We start from the raw sequence: 21,472 nt of genomic DNA, 5'->3' as shown, positions 1-21,472 counted from the left end.
TCGGGTTTGCCTTACTCAATATTCTGCACTTGTTCGCGCATCTGCTCGATCAACACCTTGAGGTTGACCGCCGCCTGAGTGCTGCGCGGGTCGAAGGCTTTGGAGCCCAGTGTGTTGGCTTCGCGGTTGAGCTCCTGCATCAGGAAGTCGAGGCGCCGGCCGGCAGCGCCGCCGGACTTGAGTACCCGGCGAACTTCGATGATATGAGTGCTCAGGCGATCCAGTTCTTCGGCGACGTCGCTCTTCTGAGCGAGCATGACCATTTCCTGCTCCAGACGCTGCGGGTCCATTTCCGCCTTCATGTCGGCAAAGCGGTCGAGGACTTTCTGGCGCTGGGTGGCGAGCATCTGCGGGACCAGCTCGCGCAGGGTCACCACGTCTTCTTCAATGGACGTCAGGCGATCGTTGATCAACCGTGCCAGCTCCGCGCCTTCGCGCTCGCGGCCAGCCTTGAGTTCCTTCAGGCCTTCGTTGAACAGCGCCAGCGCTTCGGCATTCAGGGCTTGCGGGTCGGTGGCATCGCCCACCAGCACGCCGGGCCAGGCCAGGACTTCCAGCGGGTTCAGCGCGGCCGGGTTCTTGATCAGGCCGGCGATGGTCTCGGCGGCCGCAACCAATTGCGCGGCGCGCTCGCGATCCACTTGCAGGGGTTTATCGGTGTTCTCTTCGGTGAAGCGCAGGGTGCATTCGAGTTTGCCTCGAGAGATGCCTTGGCGCAGCGCTTCGCGGACCGCGCCTTCGAGATCGCGAAACGACTCCGGCAGACGCAAGTGCGGTTCCAGGTAGCGGCTGTTGACCGAGCGCAGTTCCCAGCTCAGGGTGCCTTGGACGCCGGCTTTCTCGACGCGGGCGAAGGCGGTCATGCTGTGCACCATGGAGGTACCTCGCAATGCAGGTCGATGCGTTACCAAAGGTTTCGCGGACCCGCTATCTGTGAATTAAAGCCGACAGGCAGCAAAGGCGCAGGATTGTAGCGCAGTGGGGCGGATGCGCCCAAACACACGGTGTGACAAAGGGCTGCAGGCCGTCGGTAAAGCACTGCTCCAAGCTCAAGCCAGAGCCTTCAATCGTCGGGCGGATTTTTTAGAAGTGCCCAGTATTGGCGCGCGGCTCTATAATGCTCGGCAGTTTTCCGTCCCCCGTACAGGTATTCCCTATGAAACGTCCAAGTGGTCGCGCTGCCGATCAGCTCCGCTCGATCCGCATTACCCGCAACTACACCAAACACGCCGAGGGATCCGTACTGGTCGAATTCGGTGATACCAAAGTCATCTGCACCGTCAGCGTCGAAAACGGCGTGCCGCGTTTCCTCAAAGGTCAGGGCCAAGGCTGGTTGACCGCCGAATACGGCATGCTGCCGCGCGCCACCGGCGAGCGTAACCAGCGTGAAGCGAGCCGCGGCAAGCAAGGCGGCCGCACCCTGGAAATCCAGCGTCTGATCGGTCGTTCGCTGCGCGCCTCGCTGGACATGTCCAAGCTGGGCGACGTCACCCTGTACGTCGACTGCGACGTGATCCAGGCTGACGGCGGCACTCGCACCGCGTCCATCACCGGCGCGATGGTTGCGCTGGTCGATGCCTTGAAAGTGATCAAGAAGCGCGGCGGCCTGAAAGGCGGCGACCCGCTCAAGCAAATGATCGCCGCCGTTTCGGTGGGCATGTACCAGGGCGAGCCTGTGCTCGACCTCGACTACCTGGAAGACTCGGCTGCCGAGACCGACCTGAACGTGGTGATGACCAGCACTGGCGGCTTCATCGAAGTTCAGGGCACTGCCGAAGGCGCGCCGTTCCAGCCTGAAGAGTTGACCGCTATGCTTGAACTGGCGAAGAAAGGCATGACCGAAATCTTCGAACTGCAAAAGGCTGCACTGGCTGACTGACCGGAACCATCCCAGACAAGGAGGACAACATGAGTGACGAGCAAGAGCTGCTTCCCGTCCCGAGCAAAGAAGTTCGGCAATGGGCGATGTTTTGTCACCTGTCCGCCTTGCTGGGGATCTGGATTCCGTTCGGCACGCTGATCGGCCCGCTGATTCTCTGGCAGATGAAGCGCGAGATGGACCCGTTTGTCGATGCGCAGGGCAAGGAGGCGCTGAACTTTCAGATCACCGTCGCCATCGCTTCGGCCATCTGCTTCTTGCTGATGGTGTTGATCATCGGGTTCTTCCTGTTTGGGTTGCTGGCGATCGGTGCGTTGGTGTTGACGATCATTGCTGGCGTGAAGGCCAATGAAGGGGTGCCGTATCGGTATCCGTTTACCTGGCGGTTGATCAAATAATCACCGCGGTCCCGTAGGAGCGAGGCTTGCCCGCGAATTGAGGTGCCTCGGTCTGTCAGGAAAACCGCGTGATCGTTCTTCGCGGGCAAGCCTCGCTCCTACAGAAAGCGAATCAGCGCCCACAAAAAAGCCGACACTGCTGTCGGCTTTTTTGTGTCTGTGTAACGACGTCTAGATGGTCAGCGTCCAGTCGTAGTCCACGATCAGCGGTGCATGCTGCGAAAACCGTGGCTGACGTGGCAAACGAGCGCTACGTACAAAGCGGCGCAGGCCCGGCGTCAGTATCTGGTAATCGAAGCGCCAGCCCAGGTTGAGCATCTCAGCCTGCTCATTGTCCGGCCACCAGCTGTACTGATCACCTTCACGGCTGACTTCGCGCAGGGCATCGACATAACCCATGTTGCCGACAATCTCGTCCATCCAGGCACGCTCAGGTGCCAGGAAGCCCGGGGATTGCTGGCTGTCGCGCCAGTTCTTGATATCCAGCTTCTGTTGCGCCACGTACAGCGAGCCACAGTAAATGTACTCGCGACGTTTGCGTCGCTGTTTATCCAGATAACGGGCGAAGTCGTCCATTAGCTTGAACTTCTGGTTCAAGTCTTCATCGCCGTTCTGCCCCGAAGGGAGCAGCAAGGTCGCGATGCTGACCTTGTCGAAATCGGCTTGCAGGTAGCGCCCGTAGCGGTCGGCCGTCTCGAAACCGAGACCGCTGATGACTGCCTTCGGCTGCAACCGCGAATACAAAGCCACGCCACCCTGGGCGGGAACTTCGGCTTCGCAGGCATAAAGGAAGTAGCCATCCAGTTGGAAGGCTGGATCGTCCAGTTCAAAGGCGGAGGCGCGGGTGTCCTGCAGGCAGATGACGTCGGCATTCTGTGCTTGCAGCCAACTGAGCAAACCTCGCTCCACTGCAGCCTGAATACCATTGACGTTCACACTGATGATCCGCATAAATGGCCCCAAAAATCGCGTGCGTGTATGATACACGGCGTCAACCTAATTAGCTAAATCCGTGGTATTTGGGGTTTTTTTCATGCAAGCGTATCAGCGCGATTTCATTCGTTTTGCCATCGATCGCGGCGTTTTGCGCTTCGGTGAGTTCACCCTGAAGTCCGGGCGTACCAGTCCATACTTCTTCAATGCCGGCCTGTTCAACTCGGGTTCGGCCCTGGCGCAGCTGGGGCGTTTCTACGCGGCGGCCATCGTCGAGAGCGGCATTCCCTTCGACGTATTGTTTGGCCCGGCCTACAAAGGCATCCCTTTGGCGGCGACCACCGCAGTGGCCCTGGCTGAACATCACGACCGTGATTTGCCATGGTGCTTCAACCGCAAAGAGGCCAAGGCCCACGGCGAAGGCGGCAGCCTGGTCGGCGCGCCATTGACCGGCGATGTGCTGATTATCGACGACGTGATCACCGCTGGCACCGCGATCCGCGAAGTGATGCAGATCATCGCTTCCCAGGACGGCGCCAAGGCTGCGGGCGTGCTCATCGCCCTGAACCGTCAAGAGCGTGGCAACGGCGAGTTGTCGGCGATCCAGGAAGTGGAGCGTGATTTCGGCATTCCGGTGATCAGCATTGTTTCGCTGAATCAGGTGCTGGAATTCCTGGCCGATGACCCGCAGCTCAAGCAGCACCTGCCAGCCGTAGAAGCCTACCGCGCCCAATTCGGCGTCTGACACCGACATTGTAGGAGCGAGGCTTGCCCGCGAAGGCGGTCTCGCAGTCACATCCCTGTTGAATGTGACGACCCCTTCGCGGGCAAGCCTCGCTCCTACAAGGGATCGCGCAGGCAAAAAAAGACCCCGTTCAGCCAGGCTGAGCGGGGTCTTTTTGTATGCGCTATCGCTTAGTGACGCTTGCGATTGCTGATCAAAGTACCCACGCCGGTATCGGTGAAGATTTCCAGCAAGATCGCGTTCGGCACGCGACCATCAATGATCAGCGAGCTGCCCACGCCTCCCTGAACCGCTTCCAGTGCGCAACGGATCTTCGGAAGCATGCCGCCGTAGATCGTGCCGTCGGCGATCAGGTCGTCGACCTGCTGAGTGCTCAGGCCGGTCAGGACCTGGCCCGACTTGTCCATCAACCCGGCGATGTTGGTCAGCAGCATCAACTTCTCGGCTTTCAGCGCTTCGGCCACCTTGCCGGCCACCAGGTCGGCGTTGATGTTGTAAGACTCGCCGTTGGCACCGACGCCGATTGGCGCGATCACCGGGATGAAGTCGCCTTTGACCAGCAGGTTCAGCAAGTCGGTATTGATACCGACCACTTCACCGACGTGGCCGATGTCGATGATTTCCGGTTGGGTCATCTCCGGCGTCTGGCGGGTGACGGTCAGCTTTTTCGCACGAATCAGCTCGGCGTCTTTACCGGTCAGGCCGATGGCGCTGCCGCCATGACGGTTGATCAGGTTGACGATGTCTTTGTTGACCTGGCCGCCCAGGACCATTTCCACCACGTCCATGGTTGCCGCGTCGGTGACGCGCATGCCATCGACAAAGTGGCTCTCGATCGACAGTCGCTTGAGCAGATCGCCAATTTGCGGGCCGCCACCGTGAACCACCACCGGGTTAATCCCGACGGCTTTCATCAGCACGATGTCGCGGGCGAAGCCGGTTTTCAGCTCCTCGCTTTCCATCGCGTTGCCGCCGTATTTGATCACCAGCGTCTTGCCGACATAGCGGCGGATGTAAGGCAGCGCTTCGGACAGGACCTTGGCGGTGTTGGCGGCGGCTTCGCGTTCGAGGGTCATTCAGGGCTCCGGGTGAATCAGAACGGTAGTTGGAGATCAGGTGCAACACGCTTCAACTGGACTTTGAAAACGTCCTTGATGCGTTGCAATTCAGCCTCGTCATCGGCCTCGAAGCGCAGCACCAGCACCGGTGTGGTGTTGGAGGCGCGCACCAGGCCCCAGCCTTTGGCATAGTCGACTCGCACGCCGTCGATGGTGGTCAGGTCGGCGCCTTCGCCCCACTTCGCGTCGTGCAATGCATCAATGATGCTGAATTTGCTCTCTTCGGTCACATGGATATTGATTTCCGGCGTAGAAATATCATTCGGGAAGGTCGCAAACAGCTCTTCCGCAGTGGATTTTTCCTTGCTGAGGATTTCCAGCAGCCGTGCGGCGCTGTAAATGCCATCGTCGAAACCGAACCAGCGTTCCTTGAAGAAAATGTGCCCACTCATTTCGCCGGCCAACAGGGCGCCGGTTTGTTTCATTTTCTTTTTGATCAACGAATGACCGGTCTTCCACATTAGCGGACGACCGCCGTATTCCTTGATCAGCGGCGTCAGGCGACGGGTGCATTTGACGTCGAAGATGATTTCCGCGTCCGGATTGCGCGCCACCACGTCGCGGGCGAACAGCATCAGCAGGCGGTCCGGGTAGACGATGCTGCCGGTGTTGGTCACTACGCCAACGCGGTCGCCGTCGCCGTCGAAGGCCAGGCCGATGTCGGCGTTGGTTTCCTTGACCTTGGCGATCAGGTCGACAAGGTTTTCAGGCTTGCCCGGATCCGGGTGGTGGTTCGGGAAGTTGCCGTCGACTTCGCAGAACAGCGGGATGACTTCGCAGTTCAGCGCTTCGATCAATTGCGGGGCGATCACGCCGGCTGCGCCGTTGCCGCAGTCGACCACGACTTTGAGGCGGCGGGACAGTTTGATGTCCTGGACGATTTCGGTGTTGTAGCGGTCGAGGATCTCGACCTTGGTGATGCTGCCCTTGCCGCTGCTCAGGTTGTTGGTCTTGAGGCGGTCGTGCAGGGCCTGGATCTGTTCGTTGGCCAAGGTGTCACCAGCGATGACGATCTTGAAGCCGTTGTAGTTCGACGGGTTGTGGCTGCCGGTGAGCATTACGCCGGATTTGCCGGCCAGTACGTTGGCGGCGTAGTACAGCGCCGGCGTTGGCACCAGGCCGACGTCACTGACGTGGCAACCGGCCTCGGCCAGGCCTTTGATCAGTTGCTCGACCAGTTCCGGGCCGGACAGGCGACCGTCGCGGCCAACGGACACGTTCGGTTCGTCCTGGGCCAGGCTTTGGGCGCCAATGGCGCGACCGAGCCAGTAAGCGGTTTCAGCGTTCAAGAATTCCGGGACGGTGCCGCGAATGTCGTACGCGCGGAAAATGCTGTCAGGGAACTTGGGTGCGACTTGGGCTGGGTTGCTCATCTGTGGGAATGCTCCATCTCGAAAGTGGCTGGACCTGCGCGCGAAGAACGCTTCGGCGGGTTCGAACTGAAGGGTATGACGGCGTTTTTCGCAGAGAGTTCGTGGTGCGAAAAGGCCATGCCACCAACGCCAACCAGGATTTGGCCAGCCAATGCCTTGTTTTCCAGTGTTAAACCTTCCAGATGACGGCTATGCAATTTTCATTCTGAAAATGCAGAGCACCCTTCAGGCCGGGCAGGGCGCCCAGCCTGAAAACCAGAAATCAATGCTTGCCGGAATGCCCGAAACCGCCCGCACCGCGCTCGGTTTCAACGAACTCTTCGACCATCTCGAAGTGCGCTTGAACCACCGGCACCAGAACCAGCTGGGCCAAACGCTCGCCAACCACCATGTTGAAATCGGTCTGGCCGCGGTTCCAGCACGAAACCATCAACGGACCCTGGTAATCGGAGTCGATCAGGCCGACCAGGTTGCCCAGCACGATGCCGTGCTTATGGCCCAGGCCGGAGCGCGGCAGAATCAGCGCCGCCAGGCCAGGATCGCCAATGTAGACGGACAGGCCGGTCGGGATCAGCACGGTTTCACCCGGTTTGATCACGATGTCTTTTTCCAGCATGGCGCGCAGGTCGAGGCCGGCGGAGCCTGGGGTGGCGTATTGCGGCAGCGGGAATTCGGTACCGATGCGTGGGTCGAGGATCTTGGCTTGCAAAGCGTGCATGTAAATTAAACCTGGTTCAGACGTTCGGCGATAAAAGTGATCAGCTGGCGAGCAATCTTGCTCTTGCTGGTCTGGGCGAAAAGTGTGGCGTGGAGCTCACGGTCGATCACGCTGCAGGCGTTTTCTTCGCTGTTGAAGCCAATGCTCGGGTTGGCGACGTCGTTGGCGACGATCAAATCGAGGTTCTTGTCTTTCAACTTGCGCGCAGCGTAATCGAGCAGGTGTTCGGTTTCAGCGGCGAAACCGACACTGAATGGGCGGTCGGGGCGCGTGGCGATGGTGGCCAGAATGTCTGGGTTGCGGACCATTTGTAGTAGCAAGCCGTCGCCGTTCGTAGGGTCTTTCTTGAGTTTCTGTGGGGCGACGACTTCGGGGCGGTAGTCCGCGACTGCTGCCGAGGCGATGAACAGGTCGCAAGGGATCGCGGCTTCGCAAGCGGCGAGCATGTCGCGGGCGCTGACCACGTCGATGCGGGTGACGCGATCCGGCGTCGGCAGGTGCACCGGGCCGGTGATCAGGGTCACGCGGGCGCCTGCTTCAACGGCGGCTTCGGCCAGGGCAAAACCCATTTTGCCGGAGCTGTGGTTGGTGATGTAGCGCACCGGGTCGATGTTTTCCTGGGTCGGGCCGGCGGTGATCAGCACGTGTTTGCCGGTCAGCGCCTGACGCTGGAAGCAGTCCGCCGCGCACTGGGCGAGTTCGACGGCTTCGAGCATGCGGCCCAGGCCAACGTCACCACAGGCCTGGCTACCGGAGGCAGGGCCGAAGGCCTTGATGCTGCGGCTTTCGAGGGTTTGCAGGTTGGCCTGGGTCGCCGGGTCGCGCCACATGGCCTGGTTCATCGCCGGAGCGACGGCGACCACGGCGTCGGTGGCCAGCACCAGCGTGGTCAGCAGGTCGTCGGCGATGCCTTGGGCCAGACGGGCGATCAGGTCCGCGGTCGCCGGAGCGATCAGCACCATGTCGGCCCACTTGGCGAGTTCGATGTGGCCCATCGCCGCTTCGGCCGCCGGGTCCAGCAGGTCCAGGTGAACCGGGTGCCCGGACAGGGCCTGCATGGTCAGCGGAGTGATGAACTCGGCACCGCCACGGGTCATGACCACGCGCACTTCGGCGCCCTGATCGATCAGGCGGCGAACCAGATCGGCGCTCTTGTAGGCAGCAATACCGCCGCCGACGCCCAGAACGATGCGTTTCCGATACAGCCGCTGCATAGGTCTGCCTTTCATTTCGTTGATGACTGCGTAGCGATACCCCCTCCCCAGGAGTGAAATCGCCCACAAAAAAGATGGGCTACGATATCACAGCGACCGCTACGGAACAGCGGCGCCCACAGACAGGGAGGTGCTATGAGTATTCGCGATTGGCCGGTGGCCGAGCGGCCGCGGGAGAGGTTACTGGAGTTGGGTTCGGCGAGTCTTTCGGACGCTGAGCTGTTGGCGATTTTTTTACGGACCGGCGTGTCGGGTAAAAGCGCAGTGGATCTGGCGCGACATTTGTTGAGTCAATTTGGCAGCCTGCGCGCCTTGCTGGAGGCCGATCTAAAGGCATTCAGCGGACAGTTGGGGCTCGGGCCGGCAAAGTTTGCGCAGTTGCAGGCAGTGTTGGAAATGGCCCGTCGGCATCTGGCTGAGCGCTTGCGCCACAGCTCCGTGTTGGAGAATCCGCTGATGGTGCGTGATTACCTCAAGTCGATGCTGCGACATGAGCCTCATGAAGTATTTGGTTGTCTGTTTCTCGATTCGAAACATCGAGTGCTGGCGTTTGAATCACTGTTTCGCGGCTCTATCGACTGCACCAGCGTTTATCCGCGTCAGGTGGTCAAGCGCGCTTTGGCTCACAACGCCGCAGCTTTGATCCTTTGCCACAACCATCCCTCAGGCAATCCCGACCCTAGTCATGCCGACCGAAAGCTGACAAAGCGCCTGCAAGAGGCGCTGGACTTGATCGATGTGCGGATACTCGACCATTTCATCATCGGCGACGGTGATCCGCTGTCGATGGCTGAGTATGGGTGGATGTAACGGGACTCTGTAGGAGCCGGCTTGCTGGCGATCCGGACAACGCGGTGTGGCTGATTGACCGCGGTGATGCCATCGTCGGAACGCCGCCCGCAGCAAGCCGGCTCCTACAAGGGTTTGTGGTGTTACTTCAGGTTGACCTTGGAGTAGTCCTGGCGGCCAAACGGGCTCACCGCATACCCCTCGACTTCCTTGCGCATCAGCGCGAAGGCGGTCGGGTGGGCCAGCGGCAACCACAGCGCCTGCTGCTGGATCTGCGCCTGAGCCTGCTCATAGAGCTTGGTGCGTACACCTTGCTCGGAGGTGGTCTTGCCGGCACTGATCAGCTTGTCCAGGTCCTGGTTGCAGTAACGGGCGAAGTTGGTGCCGGACTTGACCGCCGCGCAGGAGAACTGCGGCGTCAGGAAGTTGTCCGGGTCGCCGTTGTCGCCAGCCCAGCCCATGAACAGCAGGTCGTGTTCGCCGGCCTTGGCGCGGCGGATCACTTCGCCCCATTCGATCACGCGTATCTCGGCCTGAATGCCGATTTCCGCCAGGTCCGACTGGAGCAGTTGCGCGCCGAGGCTTGGGTTGGGGTTTAGCAGGCTTCCGGACGGGCGGGTCCAGATCGTCGTCTGGAAACCGTCTTTCAGGCCGGCCTTGGCCATCAATGTCTTGGCTTTTTCAACGTCATGCGCGTAGCCCGGCAAGCCTTTGGCGTAGCTCCAGGTATTTGGCGGATACGGGCCGTTGGCGGCTTCGGCGGTGTCTTCGAACACGGCTTTGACGTAGTTGGCCTTGTCGAACGCGAGGTTGATCGCCTGGCGCACTTCAGGCTTGTCCAGTGGCGGATGCTGGCTGTTGATGGCAACGAACGCGGTCATGAACGCATCAGTCTTTTCGACTTTCAGTGTCGGCTCTTTCAGCGCGGCTTGTACGTCCAGCGGTTTCGGCGAGAGGGCGATCTGGCACTCGTTACGACGCAGTTTCTGCAACCGCACGTTGGCGTCCGGAGTGATGGCGAAGATCAACGGGTCCACCGAAGGCTTGCCACGGAAGTAATCCGGGTTGGCTTTGTAGCGGATCGTTGCGTCCTTCTGAAAACGCGTGAACACGAACGGGCCGCTGCCGATCGGCTGGCTGTTGAGCTTCTCCGGGGTGCCGGCTTTCAGCAACTGGTCCGCGTATTCGGCGGAGTAGATCGAGGCGAAGCCCATGCTCAGGGTCGGTAGGAACGTCGATTCCGGATGATCGAGGGTGAAACGCACGGTCAGTGGGTCCAGCGCGTCGATCTTCTTGATCAGCGCCGGCAATTGCATCGATTGCGCGTGCGGGAAGCCGCTCTGCGCCACTTTGTGCCAAGGGTTGGCCGGGTCGAGCATGCGCTCGAAGCTGAATTTCACGTCTTCGGCGGTCAGTTCGCGGGTCGGGCTGAAGTATTCGGTGCGGTGGAATTTCACCTGCGGGTGCAACTTGAACACGTAGGTCAGGCCATCCGGGCTGACTTCCCAACTGTCCGCGAGGCCTGCGACCACTTTGCCGCTGGCGGTATCGAAGTCCACCAGACGGTTCATCAGCACGTCGGCCGAGGCGTTGGTGGTGGTCAGCGAGTTGTATTGCACCACGTCGAACCCTTCCGGGCTGGCCTCGGTGCAGACGCTCAGGGCGGCGGCGTGGGCCAGCGGGCTCAGTAGAAGCGGGGCGAGCAACAGCGGTAGGGCAGCGAGGCGCATGGTCGGATTCCTTTACAGATCGAAGGCCCATCTGCAAGTGCAGTCTGGAAAAGGCTTACCCTAGAGGGCTCTTTTGTAAATGACTATCCCCTTTTTCATTTTAAGGGGACTATGTGCGATCGTTTTCGGTGAATGCCGGCCGAGAAAACCCCTGGATTGGCCGGTTGGCCGATTTTCTGCGACGAGCGGTCTTTATCGACGATAGCCTTTACCCAAGGCGCTCGCAGCCTGAAAAATGGGGTTTTTATCAAGTCGGTGCGCACGGAATGTTGTTGCACCTCAGTCTTTCTGGTATAAAGCAGCGCTCTTTTCTAGGGGCCCGGTTCCTTCACTGTAGGTGTAGCCGGTAAGACCTCTAAAGAAACGCGGCGCCTGGCGCCAAATGACTGAGAGATTAAGCGGCCAACCCATGCCGGGTTGGGCATGTGGTTTTAGAGGGCTGAGGCATGTCGAGAGTATGTCAAGTTACCGGTAAGGGTCCGGTGACTGGGAATAACATTTCCCACGCAAACAACAAAACCCGTCGTCGTTTCCTGCCGAACCTGCAGCATCACCGCTTCTGGGTTGAAGAAGAGAAACGTTTCGTGCGTCTGCGCGTATCTGCCAAAGGCATGCGTATCATCGACAAGCGTGGCATCACTGTCGTGCTGGCCGAAATCCGCGCCGCTGGCAAGATCTAAGGGAGCTAATCATGCGTGAATTGATTCGTTTGATTTCGAGCGCCGGTACTGGTCACTTCTACACTACCGACAAGAACAAGCGCACTACTCCGGACAAAATCGAGATCAAGAAATTTGATCCGGTTGTTCGCAAGCACGTGATCTACAAAGAAGGCAAAATCAAGTAATTGATTTTTCCCTCTTACGAAAAAGGCCCGTATCGCGAGATACGGGCCTTTTTTGTTGCCTGAAGGTTTTACGTTTCCTGTTAGGGCCCCTTCGCGGGCAAGTCGAATCGTCGCACCGCTCGCTCCTACAGGGCGGACGCAATCCACTGTAGGAGCGAGGCTTGCCCGCGAAGGGGCCGGCCCGAACAACGCAAATCTTCAGGCCTTCTGTTCAAACGCCACATAAATCTTGCGGCACGGCTCCAGCACTTCCCAGGTGCCACGAAAGCCCGCCGGGATCACGAAGCGATCACCCACGCGCAGCGTCTTGGCATTGCCGTCGAGGTCACGCAGCACGGACACACCCTGAACGATTTCGCAGTATTCGTGTTCGGTGAAGTTCACCGTCCACTGGCCGACGGCGCCTTCCCACACACCGGCATTCAACTGGCCGCAAGGGCTGTTGTAGTGGTTGTAAACGACTTGCTCGGGGTCGCCCTTCAAGATTTTCGCCGGGTCCGGCCTGTAGCGCTCGGGCTCGGTAGTGGCTTGGCTAAAATCGACGATATTCTGGATGCTCATTATTGTTATCCCCCGTGATTGCGGCGCGAGTGGCTGGAAAGATGGCTGGAAAGCCCAAAGTCTATGTTTATTAAAATGAACACCGCAAGGCCGTTTACCGACCTTATGTCAAATATATTGAAACAACCCCGGCCACTGGTTTAGGGTGACGGTTGCCTTCGGCCGAATTGCAGGCTGGCTGGGCAGAATTCCTGGGGACGTCCGCGAAGAACGCGGGGCGCTCGTATTCAATAAGAGGAGGACACTCGAATGACCACCCTGACTCGTGCCGATTGGGAACAACGGGCTCGCGATCTGAAGATCGAAGGCCGTGCCTACATCAATGGCGAATACACCGATGCCGTCTCCAGCGAGACCTTCGAGTGCATCAGTCCGGTCGATGGCCGTCTGCTGGGCAAGATTGCCAGCTGTGACGCCGCCGACGCCCAGCGCGCTGTTGAAAACGCTCGCGCCACGTTCAATTCCGGCGCCTGGTCGCGTTTGGCCCCGACCAAACGCAAAGCCACCATGATCCGTTTCGCCGGCCTGCTGAAACAGCACGCCGAAGAGCTGGCCCTGCTTGAAACCCTGGACATGGGCAAGCCAATCAGCGATTCCCTGTACATCGACGTTCCCGGCGCGGCGCAAGCCCTGAGCTGGAGCGGTGAGGCTATCGACAAGATCTACGACGAAGTCGCCGCGACCCCGCACGATCAGTTGGGTCTGGTCACTCGCGAGCCGGTTGGCGTTGTCGGCGCCATCGTGCCGTGGAACTTCCCGCTGATGATGGCCTGCTGGAAACTCGGCCCGGCGCTGTCCACCGGTAACTCGGTGATCCTCAAGCCATCCGAAAAATCACCGCTGACCGCCATCCGCATCGCGGCGCTGGCCGTTGAAGCCGGCATCCCGAAAGGCGTACTGAACGTGCTGCCGGGCTACGGTCACACGGTCGGCAAGGCCCTGGCCCTGCACAACGATGTCGACACGCTGGTGTTCACCGGTTCGACCAAGATCGCCAAGCAACTGCTGATCTACTCGGGCGAATCGAACATGAAGCGTGTCTGGCTCGAAGCTGGCGGCAAGAGCCCGAACATCGTGTTCGCCGATGCCCCGAACCTGCAGGAAGCTGCGGAAGCGGCTGCGGGCGCCATCGCCTTCAACCAGGGCGAAGTCTGCACCGCCGGTTCGCGTCTGCTGGTCGAGCGTTCGATCAAGGACCAGTTCCTGCCGCTGGTAATCGAGGCCTTGAAGGCCTGGAAGCCGGGCAACCCGCTGGACCCGGCGACCAACGTCGGCGCGCTGGTGGACACTCAGCAGATGAACACCGTGCTGTCCTACATCGAATCCGGCCACACCGACGGCGCCAAACTGGTTGCTGGCGGCAAGCGTACGCTGCAGGAAACCGGTGGCACCTACGTTGAGCCGACGATTTTCGACGGCGTCAGCAACGCGATGAAAATCGCCCAGGAAGAAATCTTTGGCCCGGTGCTGTCGGTCATTGCTTTCGATACCGCCGAAGAAGCCGTCGCGATTGCCAACGACACGCCTTACGGCCTGGCCGCAGCCGTGTGGACCAAGGACATCTCGAAGGCACACCTGACCGCCCGGGCCTTGCGTGCCGGTAGCGTGTGGGTCAACCAGTACGACGGTGGCGACATGACCGCACCGTTTGGCGGCTTCAAGCAGTCGGGTAACGGCCGTGACAAATCGCTGCACGCGTTCGACAAGTACACCGAGCTGAAGGCGACCTGGATCAAGTTGTAAGCCGTTAAAGGGAGGCAGCTGCAGAGCAGGCCTCCCGATCGACGCAGATCCCCTGTGGGAGCGAGCCTGCTCGCGATAGCGGTGTAACAGTCGACGAAAATGTTGAATGTTGCTCCGTCATCGCGAGCAGGCTCGCTCCCACAGTGTTTTGTGTTGCACAAAAAATATCCACAGGAGCGTGGAACATGCGTTGGGCGACTTATTTCGCCGTGTTGGCGTCTGTCTTGAGTGTCGGCCTGGCCCTGGGTGTCAGCATGCCGCTGGTGTCGTTTCGTCTGGAGGGCTGGGGTTACGGTTCGTTCGCCATCGGCGTAATGGCCGCGATGCCGGCGATTGGCGTATTGCTGGGGGCGAAGATCTCCAGCCATCTGGCGGCGCGGCTCGGCACGGCCAATCTGATGCGCTTGTGCCTGTGGGCCGGGGCGGCGTCCATCGGTTTGCTGGCGCTGTTGCCGAGTTATCCGGTGTGGCTGGTGCTGCGGCTGATGATCGGGGTGATCCTGACCCTTGTCTTTATCCTGGGTGAAAGCTGGATCAACCAGTTGGTGGTCGAGCAATGGCGCGGCCGGTTGGTGGCGCTGTATGGCAGTAGCTATGCGCTGAGTCAGCTGGCCGGGCCTTTGTTGTTGGGTGTTCTGGGTACCGAACACGATTATGGATTCTGGGTCGGGGTCGGTTTGCTGACGGCGGCACCGTTCCTGCTGCTCGGCCGCAGCGGTGCGCCGACCAGCGAAGCCTGCAGCGTGACTTTCAGCGACTTGTGGGGCTTTTGCCGAGGTCTGCCGGCGATTGCTTGGGGCGTGGCGCTGTTCGCGGCGTTCGAGGCGATGATCCTGACCTTGCTGCCGGTCTATTGCCTGCGCCAGGGCTTTACCACGGAAATCGCGTTGGCGATGGTCAGCACTGTGGTGGTGGGCGATGCCTTGCTGCAATTGCCGATAGGCGCACTGGCGGATCGCTTGTCGCGACGCACGTTGTTCACCGGTTGCGCTGTGGTGCTGATGATCTCGAGCCTGGCGATTCCATTGCTGATCGACACGTTGCTGATCTGGCCATTGTGGGTGCTGTTCGGCGCCAGTGCCGGGGGCTTGTTCACCTTGTCGCTGATCCTGATTGGCGAGCGTTATCGCGATGATGCGCTGGTGCGGGCCAATGCGCATATTGCGCAGCTATGGGGCATTGGTTGCCTGGTCGGGCCATTGGCGGCTGGCGCCGGTAGTCAGTGGATTAGCGGGCACGCATTGCCGTTGTTGATGGCGGCCGGTGCGTTCGGCCTGGTGATTTTGCTGTCGCGCCAAGGTGCGTTCGGCACGGTTGCAGAGCCTGCCTGACCCCAAACTGTAGGAGCGAGCCTGCTCGCGCCTACAGGGGTGTTTATTGTGGGTTAGAGCATCTTCTCCAGTCCCACGGCGGTGCTCATCCACCCATTGAAATGGCGCCACCAGCTTCCCGGTTCATCGGTCAATGTGTGCATTTTTCCGTCGTCTTCGGTCACCCAGACGATCTGATTGTTTTCCAGTTTCACCTCATAACTCAGAGGCGGCGCCATACCTTCCAGCGCCGCCTTGCGCACATAGACAGCGAGTTCGGGGCTGTCTACCAGCACCCCGACCTCGGTGTTCCACAGCAGCGAGCGCGGGTCGAAGTTGAACGAGCCGATGAAGGATTTCTGCTGGTCGAAAATCATCGCTTTGCTGTGCAGGCTCGAATCGGAACCCCGGTATGGCTTGCTGTAGAAAATATGCGGCCCGCTGCCGCCGCCTTCGCCGGGCTGGCGACGCAATTCGTACAACTTCACTCCATGTTCCAGCAGCGCCCGGCGATAGGGCGCGTAACCGCCGTGCACCGCCGGTACATCGGTGGCTTCCAGCGAGTTGGTCAGCAGGCTGACAGAGACCCCGGCATCGGCGCGACCGGTCAGGTAAACCAGCCCTGGCTGACCCGGTACGAAGTAAGCCGAGATCATGATCAGCTCTTTGCTGACCCCGTTAAGCTCTGGCGCCAGTTGCGTGGTCAGCAGCAATTGAGGATCGGGCTCGCCGTCTGACAAAACCTTGCTCGGTGCGTCCCACAACGCCTGGTTCCAGGCCCAGATCAGCTCCCGGCGCCAGATGTCCATGCGCGGGTTTGTGGTGTAAGTCATCAGCCGCTGATACAACGCGTGATTCTGTTTGCGCGTCTCTTCCAGTGATTCTTCCAGGCGCGTGCGGGTGTTTTGCAGGTCCTTTTGCGTCGGTCGGCTCGACAGGAATTCATCGATCGGCTTGCTCAGCGCACTGTTCCAATACTGGTCGAAGCTGTGGCCAAGCTGCTCTGCCACCGGCCCGACGCCGAGCATGTCGATGTCGGTGAAATTCAGGTTGGGCTCGGCATCGAAATACTCGTCCCCCAGGTTACGGCCGCCAACGATGGCGGCGCTGTTGTCCGCCAGCCACAGCTTGTTGTGCATGCGCCGGTGTTGCAGCGACAGATTGAACAGCCGCCCCATGGTCCGCGTCACGCCGGTGCTGCGGCCCAGGTGCAGCGGGTTGAACAGGCGGATCTGGATCTGCGGGTGCGCCGCCAGCGTGGCGATGATCCAGTCGAGGCCATCGCTGGTGGTGTCGTCGAGCAGGATTCTCACGCGTACGCCACGGTCGGCAGCCTTGAGCAGTTCGTCCACCAGCATCCGTGTGCTGATGCCGTCATGGACGATGTAGTACTGCAGGTCGAGGCTGCTTTGGGCGTTGCGGATCAGCTCGGCACGGGCCATGAACGCTTCGCCGCTATTGGACAGCAGACGAAAGCCGGACTTGCCCTCGTGGGGCGCGGCCTGGGCCTGGATTGATCGACCGAATGCCGAGTCGCTGGCGGGCAGCGCCTGGCTCGGTTCGCGTTGAACATCGAGACTGGCGCAACCGCCCAGGAGCGAGGCGAGTAGCAGCAGAGCGAGTAGGGGCTGTCTGACTCTCACGTGGGATCGGTCCGATTGGCGGCAGTTGTCGACATATGGACGCTGGATCTCGGCTAAAGGTCAGTCAGTGAAGTTCTCATTTTCCGCCAGCAGTTTGATTGCCGCCGCGCCGACCTTGCGCACCGCGTCTTCGATCTGTGGTGTTGGCTTGGCAGCGTAGTTCATCCGCAGGCAATTGCGGTATTTGCCCGAGGGCGAAAAGATGCTGCCGACGGCAATCTGTACGCCTTGGTCATGCAGGGCGCGGTTCAGTTTCAGGGTGTCGAAGCCATCGGGCAGTTCGACCCAGAGCATGAAGCTGCCTTGCGGCCGACTGGCGCGGGTGCCGGCGGGAAAATAGCGGCTGACCCAGTCGATCATGATGTCGCGATTGCGCTGGTATTGTGTGCGCACCCGCCGCAAATGAGGCTCGAAGTGACCGGCCTTGAGGAATTCGGCGATGGCAATCTGCGGTTGCGGCGCTGTGCTGCCGGTGCTGATGTATTTCATGTGCAGCACCCGCTCCAGATAGCGGCCCGGTGCAACCCAGCCGATGCGCAGGCCGGGTGCCAGCGTTTTGGAGAAGGAACTGCAGAGCAGGACGCGGCCGTCTTCGTCGAAGGATTTGATCGTGCGCGGTCGCGGGTAGTTGTAGGCCAGTTCGCCATACACATCGTCCTCGATGATCGCCACGTCGAACCGCTGTGCAAGCGTCAACAACGCGCGTTTACGCGATTCCGGCATGATGTAGCCCAACGGGTTGTTGCAGTTGGGGGTCAACTGTATGGCCTTGATCGGCCATTGCTCCAGGGCCAGTTCCAGCGCATCGAGGCTGATTCCGGTCAGCGGGTCGGTGGGGATTTCCAGGGCTTTCATGTTCAAGCCCTTGAGCGTCTGCATGGCGCCATGAAAGCTCGGCGAATCCACCGCGACGATGTCGCCCGGTTCGCAGATGGAGCGGATGCTGGTGGACAGCGCTTCGTGGCAGCCGGTGGTGATCACCAGGTCGTTGGCCGTCAGTTGGCAGCCGGAGTCGAGCATCAAGCGGGCGATTTGCTCACGCAGTTCGAGGGTGCCGTGGATGTTGTCGTAATACAGGCCGGGCATGTCCTGCCGTCGGCTGATGCGCGCGAGGTTGCGCAGCAACGGTTTCATGGTTGGCGTGGTGATGTCCGGCATGCCGCGACCCAATTGCACCACGTCTTTGCGTGGCACCGCACGGATCAGTTCCAGCACCTGGTCCCACTGCGAGATATCCACAGGACGTTGCGCCGGACGGCCAATCGCCGGCAGTTCCGGCAGGTCGCGGCTGGCCGGGACGAAATAGCCGGACTTGGGTTTCGGCATCGCCAGGCCGCTGTCTTCCAGCACCCGATAGGCCTGCTGCACCGTGCTCAGGCTGACCCCGTGTTCGACGCTCAATGCCCGCACCGACGGCAGCCGGTCGCCGGGGCGATAGAAGCCCTGTTCGATCCGCGTGCCGAGCAATTCGGCGAGGTTGACGTAAAGGGTCATGGCGCAGTCTCGGTGTGAGTGATTCGGTTGACCAGTACAGATCAGGCAAAAAATTGTAATTCAGAGGTTAAAACGCCAAATCTGTATGGAATTAATACAGGCTGGTTGAATCTGTAATGCTTTTCGCCGTCCGCGCATCATGAAAGCTCTGGCTACCCAAGTAAACAGGAGCAATCAAAATGAACGGCTTGAGCGATGTGCGGCTGACGTTACGCAGTCAGGAACTGGCGGCAGGGCAAATCAACGGTACGCGCGAGGCGTTGATGCGCAACGCACCGTCAGGCCTGAGTCGCTGGGGTCTGTTCTGGCATCGTCTGCACACGCGCAAGGCGTTGCTGGAACTGACGCCGGAGCAATTGCGGGATGTCGGGTTGAGCCGGGAACAGGCGCGGGATGAGGGGCTCAAGCCTTTCTGGCGGATCTGAGGTTTGTGGTGTTCATTAGATCCATTCGCGGGCAAGCCTCGCTCCTACAAGGGATACGCGTTCAACTGTAGGAGCGAGGCTTGCCCGCGAAGGCGTCATCACTGACGCCACAAATCCCTCAGACCAACTCTTTAAGCCGATGCCACAACATCCCCAACGCCAACAACGGCGAACGCAAATGCTTCCCGCCGGGGAAAGTAATGTGCGGCACTTTGGCAAACAGATCGAACCCGCCACCCTGCTGACCGCTGATCGCCTCGGCCAGCAACTTGCCCGCCAGATGCGTGGCATTCACGCCGTGACCTGAATAAGCCTGGGCGTAATACACGTTCGGCTGGTCCTTGAGCCGGCCGATCTGCGGCAATCGATTAGCGCCAATGCCGATCATCCCGCCCCACTGATAATCAATCCTCGCGCCGGCCAGTTGCGGGAACACCTCAAGCATCTTCGGTCGCATGTACGCAGCGATGTCCTTGGGGTCGCGACCTGAATAGTGGCACGCACCGCCAAACAGCAAGCGACGATCCGCCGAGAGCCGGTAGTAATCCAGCGCCACCCGCTGATCACATACGGCCATGTTCTGCGGCAGCAGTTCATGTGCCTGTTCTTCGCTCAAGGGTTCGGTGGCGATGATGTAGCTGCCGGCGGGCAACACCTTGCCGCTGAGTTCGGGGTTGAGTTGGTTGAGGTAGGCGTTGCAGCCCAGCACCAGGGTTTTTGCGCGAACCGATCCTTGAGCCGTATGGACCTTCACCTCCGGGCCGTAATCAATGCGGGTCACTGCCGATTGCTCAAACAGTCTGGCGCCCAGTTGCTGCGCGGCGGCGGCTTCGCCCAATGCCAGATTCAGTGGGTGCAAATGGCCCGAACCCATGTCGATCAGGCCGCCGACGTAGCGATTGGAACCCACCACGCTGTGCATCTCATGCGCTTGCAGCAATCGGGTTTCGTAGCGGTAGCCGAGGTCGCGCAGTTCTTCGGCGTCTTCGGCGAAACCTTCCAGGTCGCGGGGTTTGTTGGCGAGATCGCAGTAACCCCAGGTCAGGTCGCAAGGGATCTGAAAACGCTCGATGCGCTGTCGGACGATTTCCACGGCTTCCAGGCCCATGAGCTTCATCTGACGCACGCCGTCCGTGCCGATCACGTTGGCGAACTGATCGAGCCCATGACCGACGCCACGAATCAGTTGCCCACCATTACGGCCGCTGGCGCCCCAGCCAATCTTGTGCGCTTCGAGCAGCACCACGCTCAGGCCACGCTCTGCCAGCTCAAGCGCGGTGTTCAGCCCGGAAAACCCGCCGCCGACCACGCACACATTGGCTACCAGCTCGCCTTTCAACACCGGGTGATCGGGCTGCGGCAGGCTGCTGGCGGCGTAATAAGAGGCGGTGTGCTGAGCACGGGCATTCATGCGCATCATCCTGATTTTTGTGTTTAGTAAATTTGACGGAGCATAAGCCGGACCTTCCGGCGCGGGCAACACTGGTCGGTTGTGGCTGTCTGGATCGGCGCGTTTGCGTCAGAATCGCGCTCCAGTCCGCTTTGGGTCACCGTTTCGATGAGCTGCAACAGTCAGAAAATCCGCACGTTACGACAGCAGATCCCCTCGTTCGAGTGCGTGCCCGGCTGCCATGACTGCTGCGGGCCGGTGACCACCTCGCCGGAAGAAATGTCGCGCCTGCCGCGCAAGACCCGCGCCGAGCAGGATGCGGCGATGGATGAGCTCAACTGTGTGCACTTGGGGCTCAACGGCTGCACGGTGTATGACGAGCGACCGCTGATTTGCCGGTTGTTCGGCACCACCAAGACATTGCCGTGCCCGAATGGGCGGGGGCCGGTGGAGCTGATTCATCCGCGGGTGGAGAAGCAGATTCATGAGTACATGGCTTCTACCCGGCAGGTGCTCGTCTAAGTCGAGACCGAGTCGCCTGTAATCGCCAGCAGGCTAGCTCCCACATTGGAATGCATTTCAACTGTGGGAGCTAGCCTGCTAGCGATGGGGGCTGAACAGGCACCACAAAGTCTCAATCCGGAATCGGCAGACTCAAACTCTCCTTCACCTCTTCCATCACGATATAGCTCTTCGATTCGCGCACATGCGGCAGCTTGAGCAGGATGTCGCCCAGCAGCTTGCGATAAGAAGCCATCTCCGAGATCCGCGCCTTCACCAGGTAGTCGAAATCCCCTGACACCAAATGGCACTCCAGCACATGGGGCAGTTTCAGCACCGCGCGTCGGAACTCTTCGAAAGTATCGCCGGATTTGTAGTCGAGGCTGATCTCGACGAACACCAGCAGACTACCCTTGAGGTGCTGCGGGTTCAGCCGGGCGTTGTAGCCCATGATGATCCCTTCGCGCTCCAGGCGCCGGACCCGCTCGGTGCAGGGCGTGGTCGAGAGCCCGACCTTTTCCCCAAGCTCCGTGAAGGAGATACGCCCGTCCGCTTGCAGGATCCGCAGGATGTTGCGGTCGATCTTGTCCAGCTCACGTTTGGTCTGAGTGTTGGTACGCATAGGGGATGCGCCTCCGTGAAAAGCGTTTTTGCCGAGAAT

Annotated in this window: 21 protein-coding genes and 1 pseudogene; 10 read left to right on the top strand and 12 right to left on the bottom strand. The window is 60.2% G+C overall.

The annotated features are described in order from the left end of the window. Positions 1 to 11: 11 nt before the first annotated feature. The gene (locus KGA82_RS07635) at positions 12 to 875 is read right to left on the bottom strand and encodes a YicC/YloC family endoribonuclease (RefSeq protein ID WP_008030602.1); all 864 of its coding nucleotides are present in this window, start codon (positions 873 to 875) and stop codon (positions 12 to 14) included. Positions 876 to 1,156: 281 nt separating this feature from the next. On the opposite strand from KGA82_RS07635, the gene rph reads away from it, so the two are divergent. Further along, positions 1,157 to 1,879, top strand: a complete 723-nt coding sequence (gene rph, locus KGA82_RS07630) for a ribonuclease PH (protein ID WP_008030600.1) — start codon at positions 1,157 to 1,159, stop codon at positions 1,877 to 1,879. Positions 1,880 to 1,908: 29 nt separating this feature from the next. Beyond that, entirely contained in the window at positions 1,909 to 2,277 is a 369-nt protein-coding gene (locus tag KGA82_RS07625) for a DUF4870 domain-containing protein (protein ID WP_008038052.1), read from the top strand. Between the two features lie 171 nt (positions 2,278 to 2,448). On the opposite strand, the gene KGA82_RS07620 is transcribed toward KGA82_RS07625, so the two are convergent. Then, complete coding sequence (locus KGA82_RS07620; protein ID WP_008030595.1) at positions 2,449 to 3,228, bottom strand: exodeoxyribonuclease III; 780 nt, start codon at positions 3,226 to 3,228, stop codon at positions 2,449 to 2,451. Between the two features lie 82 nt (positions 3,229 to 3,310). On the opposite strand from KGA82_RS07620, the gene pyrE reads away from it, so the two are divergent. Next, positions 3,311 to 3,955 carry an orotate phosphoribosyltransferase gene (pyrE, locus tag KGA82_RS07615; protein ID WP_008038033.1) on the top strand — a complete coding sequence of 215 codons (645 nt, stop codon included), beginning with the start codon at positions 3,311 to 3,313 and terminating at the stop codon, positions 3,953 to 3,955. A 170-nt stretch (positions 3,956 to 4,125) separates the two neighbouring features. On the opposite strand, the gene argB is transcribed toward pyrE, so the two are convergent. From argB to coaBC, 4 genes and pseudogenes are all read right to left on the bottom strand, one after another. Further along, positions 4,126 to 5,031 (bottom strand): acetylglutamate kinase, encoded by a 906-nt coding sequence (gene argB / locus KGA82_RS07610; RefSeq protein WP_008030582.1) that lies wholly within the window; start codon positions 5,029 to 5,031, stop codon positions 4,126 to 4,128. Between the two features lie 17 nt (positions 5,032 to 5,048). After that, positions 5,049 to 6,425: pseudogene (locus tag KGA82_RS07605) on the bottom strand (phosphomannomutase/phosphoglucomutase); the annotation flags it as partial. 283 nt (positions 6,426 to 6,708) lie between these two features. Continuing rightward, a complete protein-coding gene (gene dut, locus KGA82_RS07600; protein WP_008030580.1) occupies positions 6,709 to 7,164 on the bottom strand; it encodes a dUTP diphosphatase in 456 nt (151 codons plus the stop codon). 5 nt (positions 7,165 to 7,169) lie between these two features. Next, positions 7,170 to 8,378 (bottom strand): bifunctional phosphopantothenoylcysteine decarboxylase/phosphopantothenate--cysteine ligase CoaBC, encoded by a 1,209-nt coding sequence (gene coaBC, locus KGA82_RS07595; protein ID WP_008030577.1) that lies wholly within the window; start codon positions 8,376 to 8,378, stop codon positions 7,170 to 7,172. A gap of 135 nt (positions 8,379 to 8,513) precedes the next feature. On the opposite strand from coaBC, the gene radC reads away from it, so the two are divergent. Beyond that, positions 8,514 to 9,188: a RadC family protein gene (radC, locus tag KGA82_RS07590; RefSeq protein WP_008038019.1), complete on the top strand. Its 675-nt coding sequence runs from the start codon at positions 8,514 to 8,516 to the stop codon at positions 9,186 to 9,188. A gap of 122 nt (positions 9,189 to 9,310) precedes the next feature. Here radC and KGA82_RS07585 read toward each other — a convergent pair whose 3' ends face one another. After that, positions 9,311 to 10,897 carry an ABC transporter substrate-binding protein gene (locus KGA82_RS07585; RefSeq protein ID WP_223450053.1) on the bottom strand — a complete coding sequence of 529 codons (1,587 nt, stop codon included), beginning with the start codon at positions 10,895 to 10,897 and terminating at the stop codon, positions 9,311 to 9,313. Between the two features lie 446 nt (positions 10,898 to 11,343). Between KGA82_RS07585 and rpmB the strand changes: the two genes are divergently transcribed. Beyond that, entirely contained in the window at positions 11,344 to 11,577 is a 234-nt protein-coding gene (gene rpmB / locus KGA82_RS07580) for a 50S ribosomal protein L28 (protein WP_003176907.1), read from the top strand. 11 nt (positions 11,578 to 11,588) lie between these two features. After that, a complete protein-coding gene (gene rpmG / locus KGA82_RS07575) occupies positions 11,589 to 11,744 on the top strand; it encodes a 50S ribosomal protein L33 (protein WP_007894709.1) in 156 nt (51 codons plus the stop codon). A gap of 198 nt (positions 11,745 to 11,942) precedes the next feature. Here rpmG and KGA82_RS07570 read toward each other — a convergent pair whose 3' ends face one another. Beyond that, on the bottom strand, positions 11,943 to 12,305 hold the full coding sequence (locus KGA82_RS07570) for a cupin domain-containing protein (protein ID WP_008030568.1): 363 nt from the start codon (positions 12,303 to 12,305) through the stop codon (positions 11,943 to 11,945). A 249-nt stretch (positions 12,306 to 12,554) separates the two neighbouring features. Between KGA82_RS07570 and KGA82_RS07565 the strand changes: the two genes are divergently transcribed. Together KGA82_RS07565 and KGA82_RS07560 are read left to right on the top strand one after the other, a co-directional pair. Further along, complete coding sequence (locus KGA82_RS07565; protein ID WP_008038003.1) at positions 12,555 to 14,048, top strand: aldehyde dehydrogenase; 1,494 nt, start codon at positions 12,555 to 12,557, stop codon at positions 14,046 to 14,048. Positions 14,049 to 14,233: 185 nt separating this feature from the next. After that, a complete protein-coding gene (locus KGA82_RS07560; RefSeq protein ID WP_223450052.1) occupies positions 14,234 to 15,379 on the top strand; it encodes an MFS transporter in 1,146 nt (381 codons plus the stop codon). A gap of 53 nt (positions 15,380 to 15,432) precedes the next feature. Here the strand turns inward: KGA82_RS07560 and KGA82_RS07555 are convergent, their stop codons facing one another. Continuing rightward, positions 15,433 to 17,001, bottom strand: a complete 1,569-nt coding sequence (locus KGA82_RS07555; protein ID WP_008038001.1) for a phospholipase D family protein — start codon at positions 16,999 to 17,001, stop codon at positions 15,433 to 15,435. Positions 17,002 to 17,061: 60 nt separating this feature from the next. Next, complete coding sequence (locus KGA82_RS07550; protein ID WP_192228205.1) at positions 17,062 to 18,495, bottom strand: PLP-dependent aminotransferase family protein; 1,434 nt, start codon at positions 18,493 to 18,495, stop codon at positions 17,062 to 17,064. Between the two features lie 179 nt (positions 18,496 to 18,674). Here KGA82_RS07550 and KGA82_RS07545 point away from each other — a divergent pair, with 179 nt between their 5' ends. Beyond that, positions 18,675 to 18,920 (top strand): DUF1127 domain-containing protein, encoded by a 246-nt coding sequence (locus tag KGA82_RS07545; RefSeq protein ID WP_008037999.1) that lies wholly within the window; start codon positions 18,675 to 18,677, stop codon positions 18,918 to 18,920. Positions 18,921 to 19,038: 118 nt separating this feature from the next. Here the strand turns inward: KGA82_RS07545 and KGA82_RS07540 are convergent, their stop codons facing one another. Continuing rightward, complete coding sequence (locus KGA82_RS07540) at positions 19,039 to 20,331, bottom strand: NAD(P)/FAD-dependent oxidoreductase (RefSeq protein ID WP_223450051.1); 1,293 nt, start codon at positions 20,329 to 20,331, stop codon at positions 19,039 to 19,041. 147 nt (positions 20,332 to 20,478) lie between these two features. Here KGA82_RS07540 and KGA82_RS07535 point away from each other — a divergent pair, with 147 nt between their 5' ends. Further along, the gene (locus KGA82_RS07535) at positions 20,479 to 20,832 is read left to right on the top strand and encodes a YkgJ family cysteine cluster protein (RefSeq protein WP_223450050.1); all 354 of its coding nucleotides are present in this window, start codon (positions 20,479 to 20,481) and stop codon (positions 20,830 to 20,832) included. A 112-nt stretch (positions 20,833 to 20,944) separates the two neighbouring features. Here KGA82_RS07535 and KGA82_RS07530 read toward each other — a convergent pair whose 3' ends face one another. Continuing rightward, positions 20,945 to 21,433, bottom strand: a complete 489-nt coding sequence (locus KGA82_RS07530) for an Lrp/AsnC ligand binding domain-containing protein (protein WP_003177284.1) — start codon at positions 21,431 to 21,433, stop codon at positions 20,945 to 20,947. Positions 21,434 to 21,472: the final 39 nt, after the last annotated feature.

Source organism: Pseudomonas sp. BF-RE-22 (assembly GCF_019956155.1).
GTDB lineage: Bacteria > Pseudomonadota > Gammaproteobacteria > Pseudomonadales > Pseudomonadaceae > Aquipseudomonas > Aquipseudomonas migulae.
Note: the sequence above shows the minus strand (reverse complement) of the source record. Positions and strands in the feature narration are given on the sequence as shown.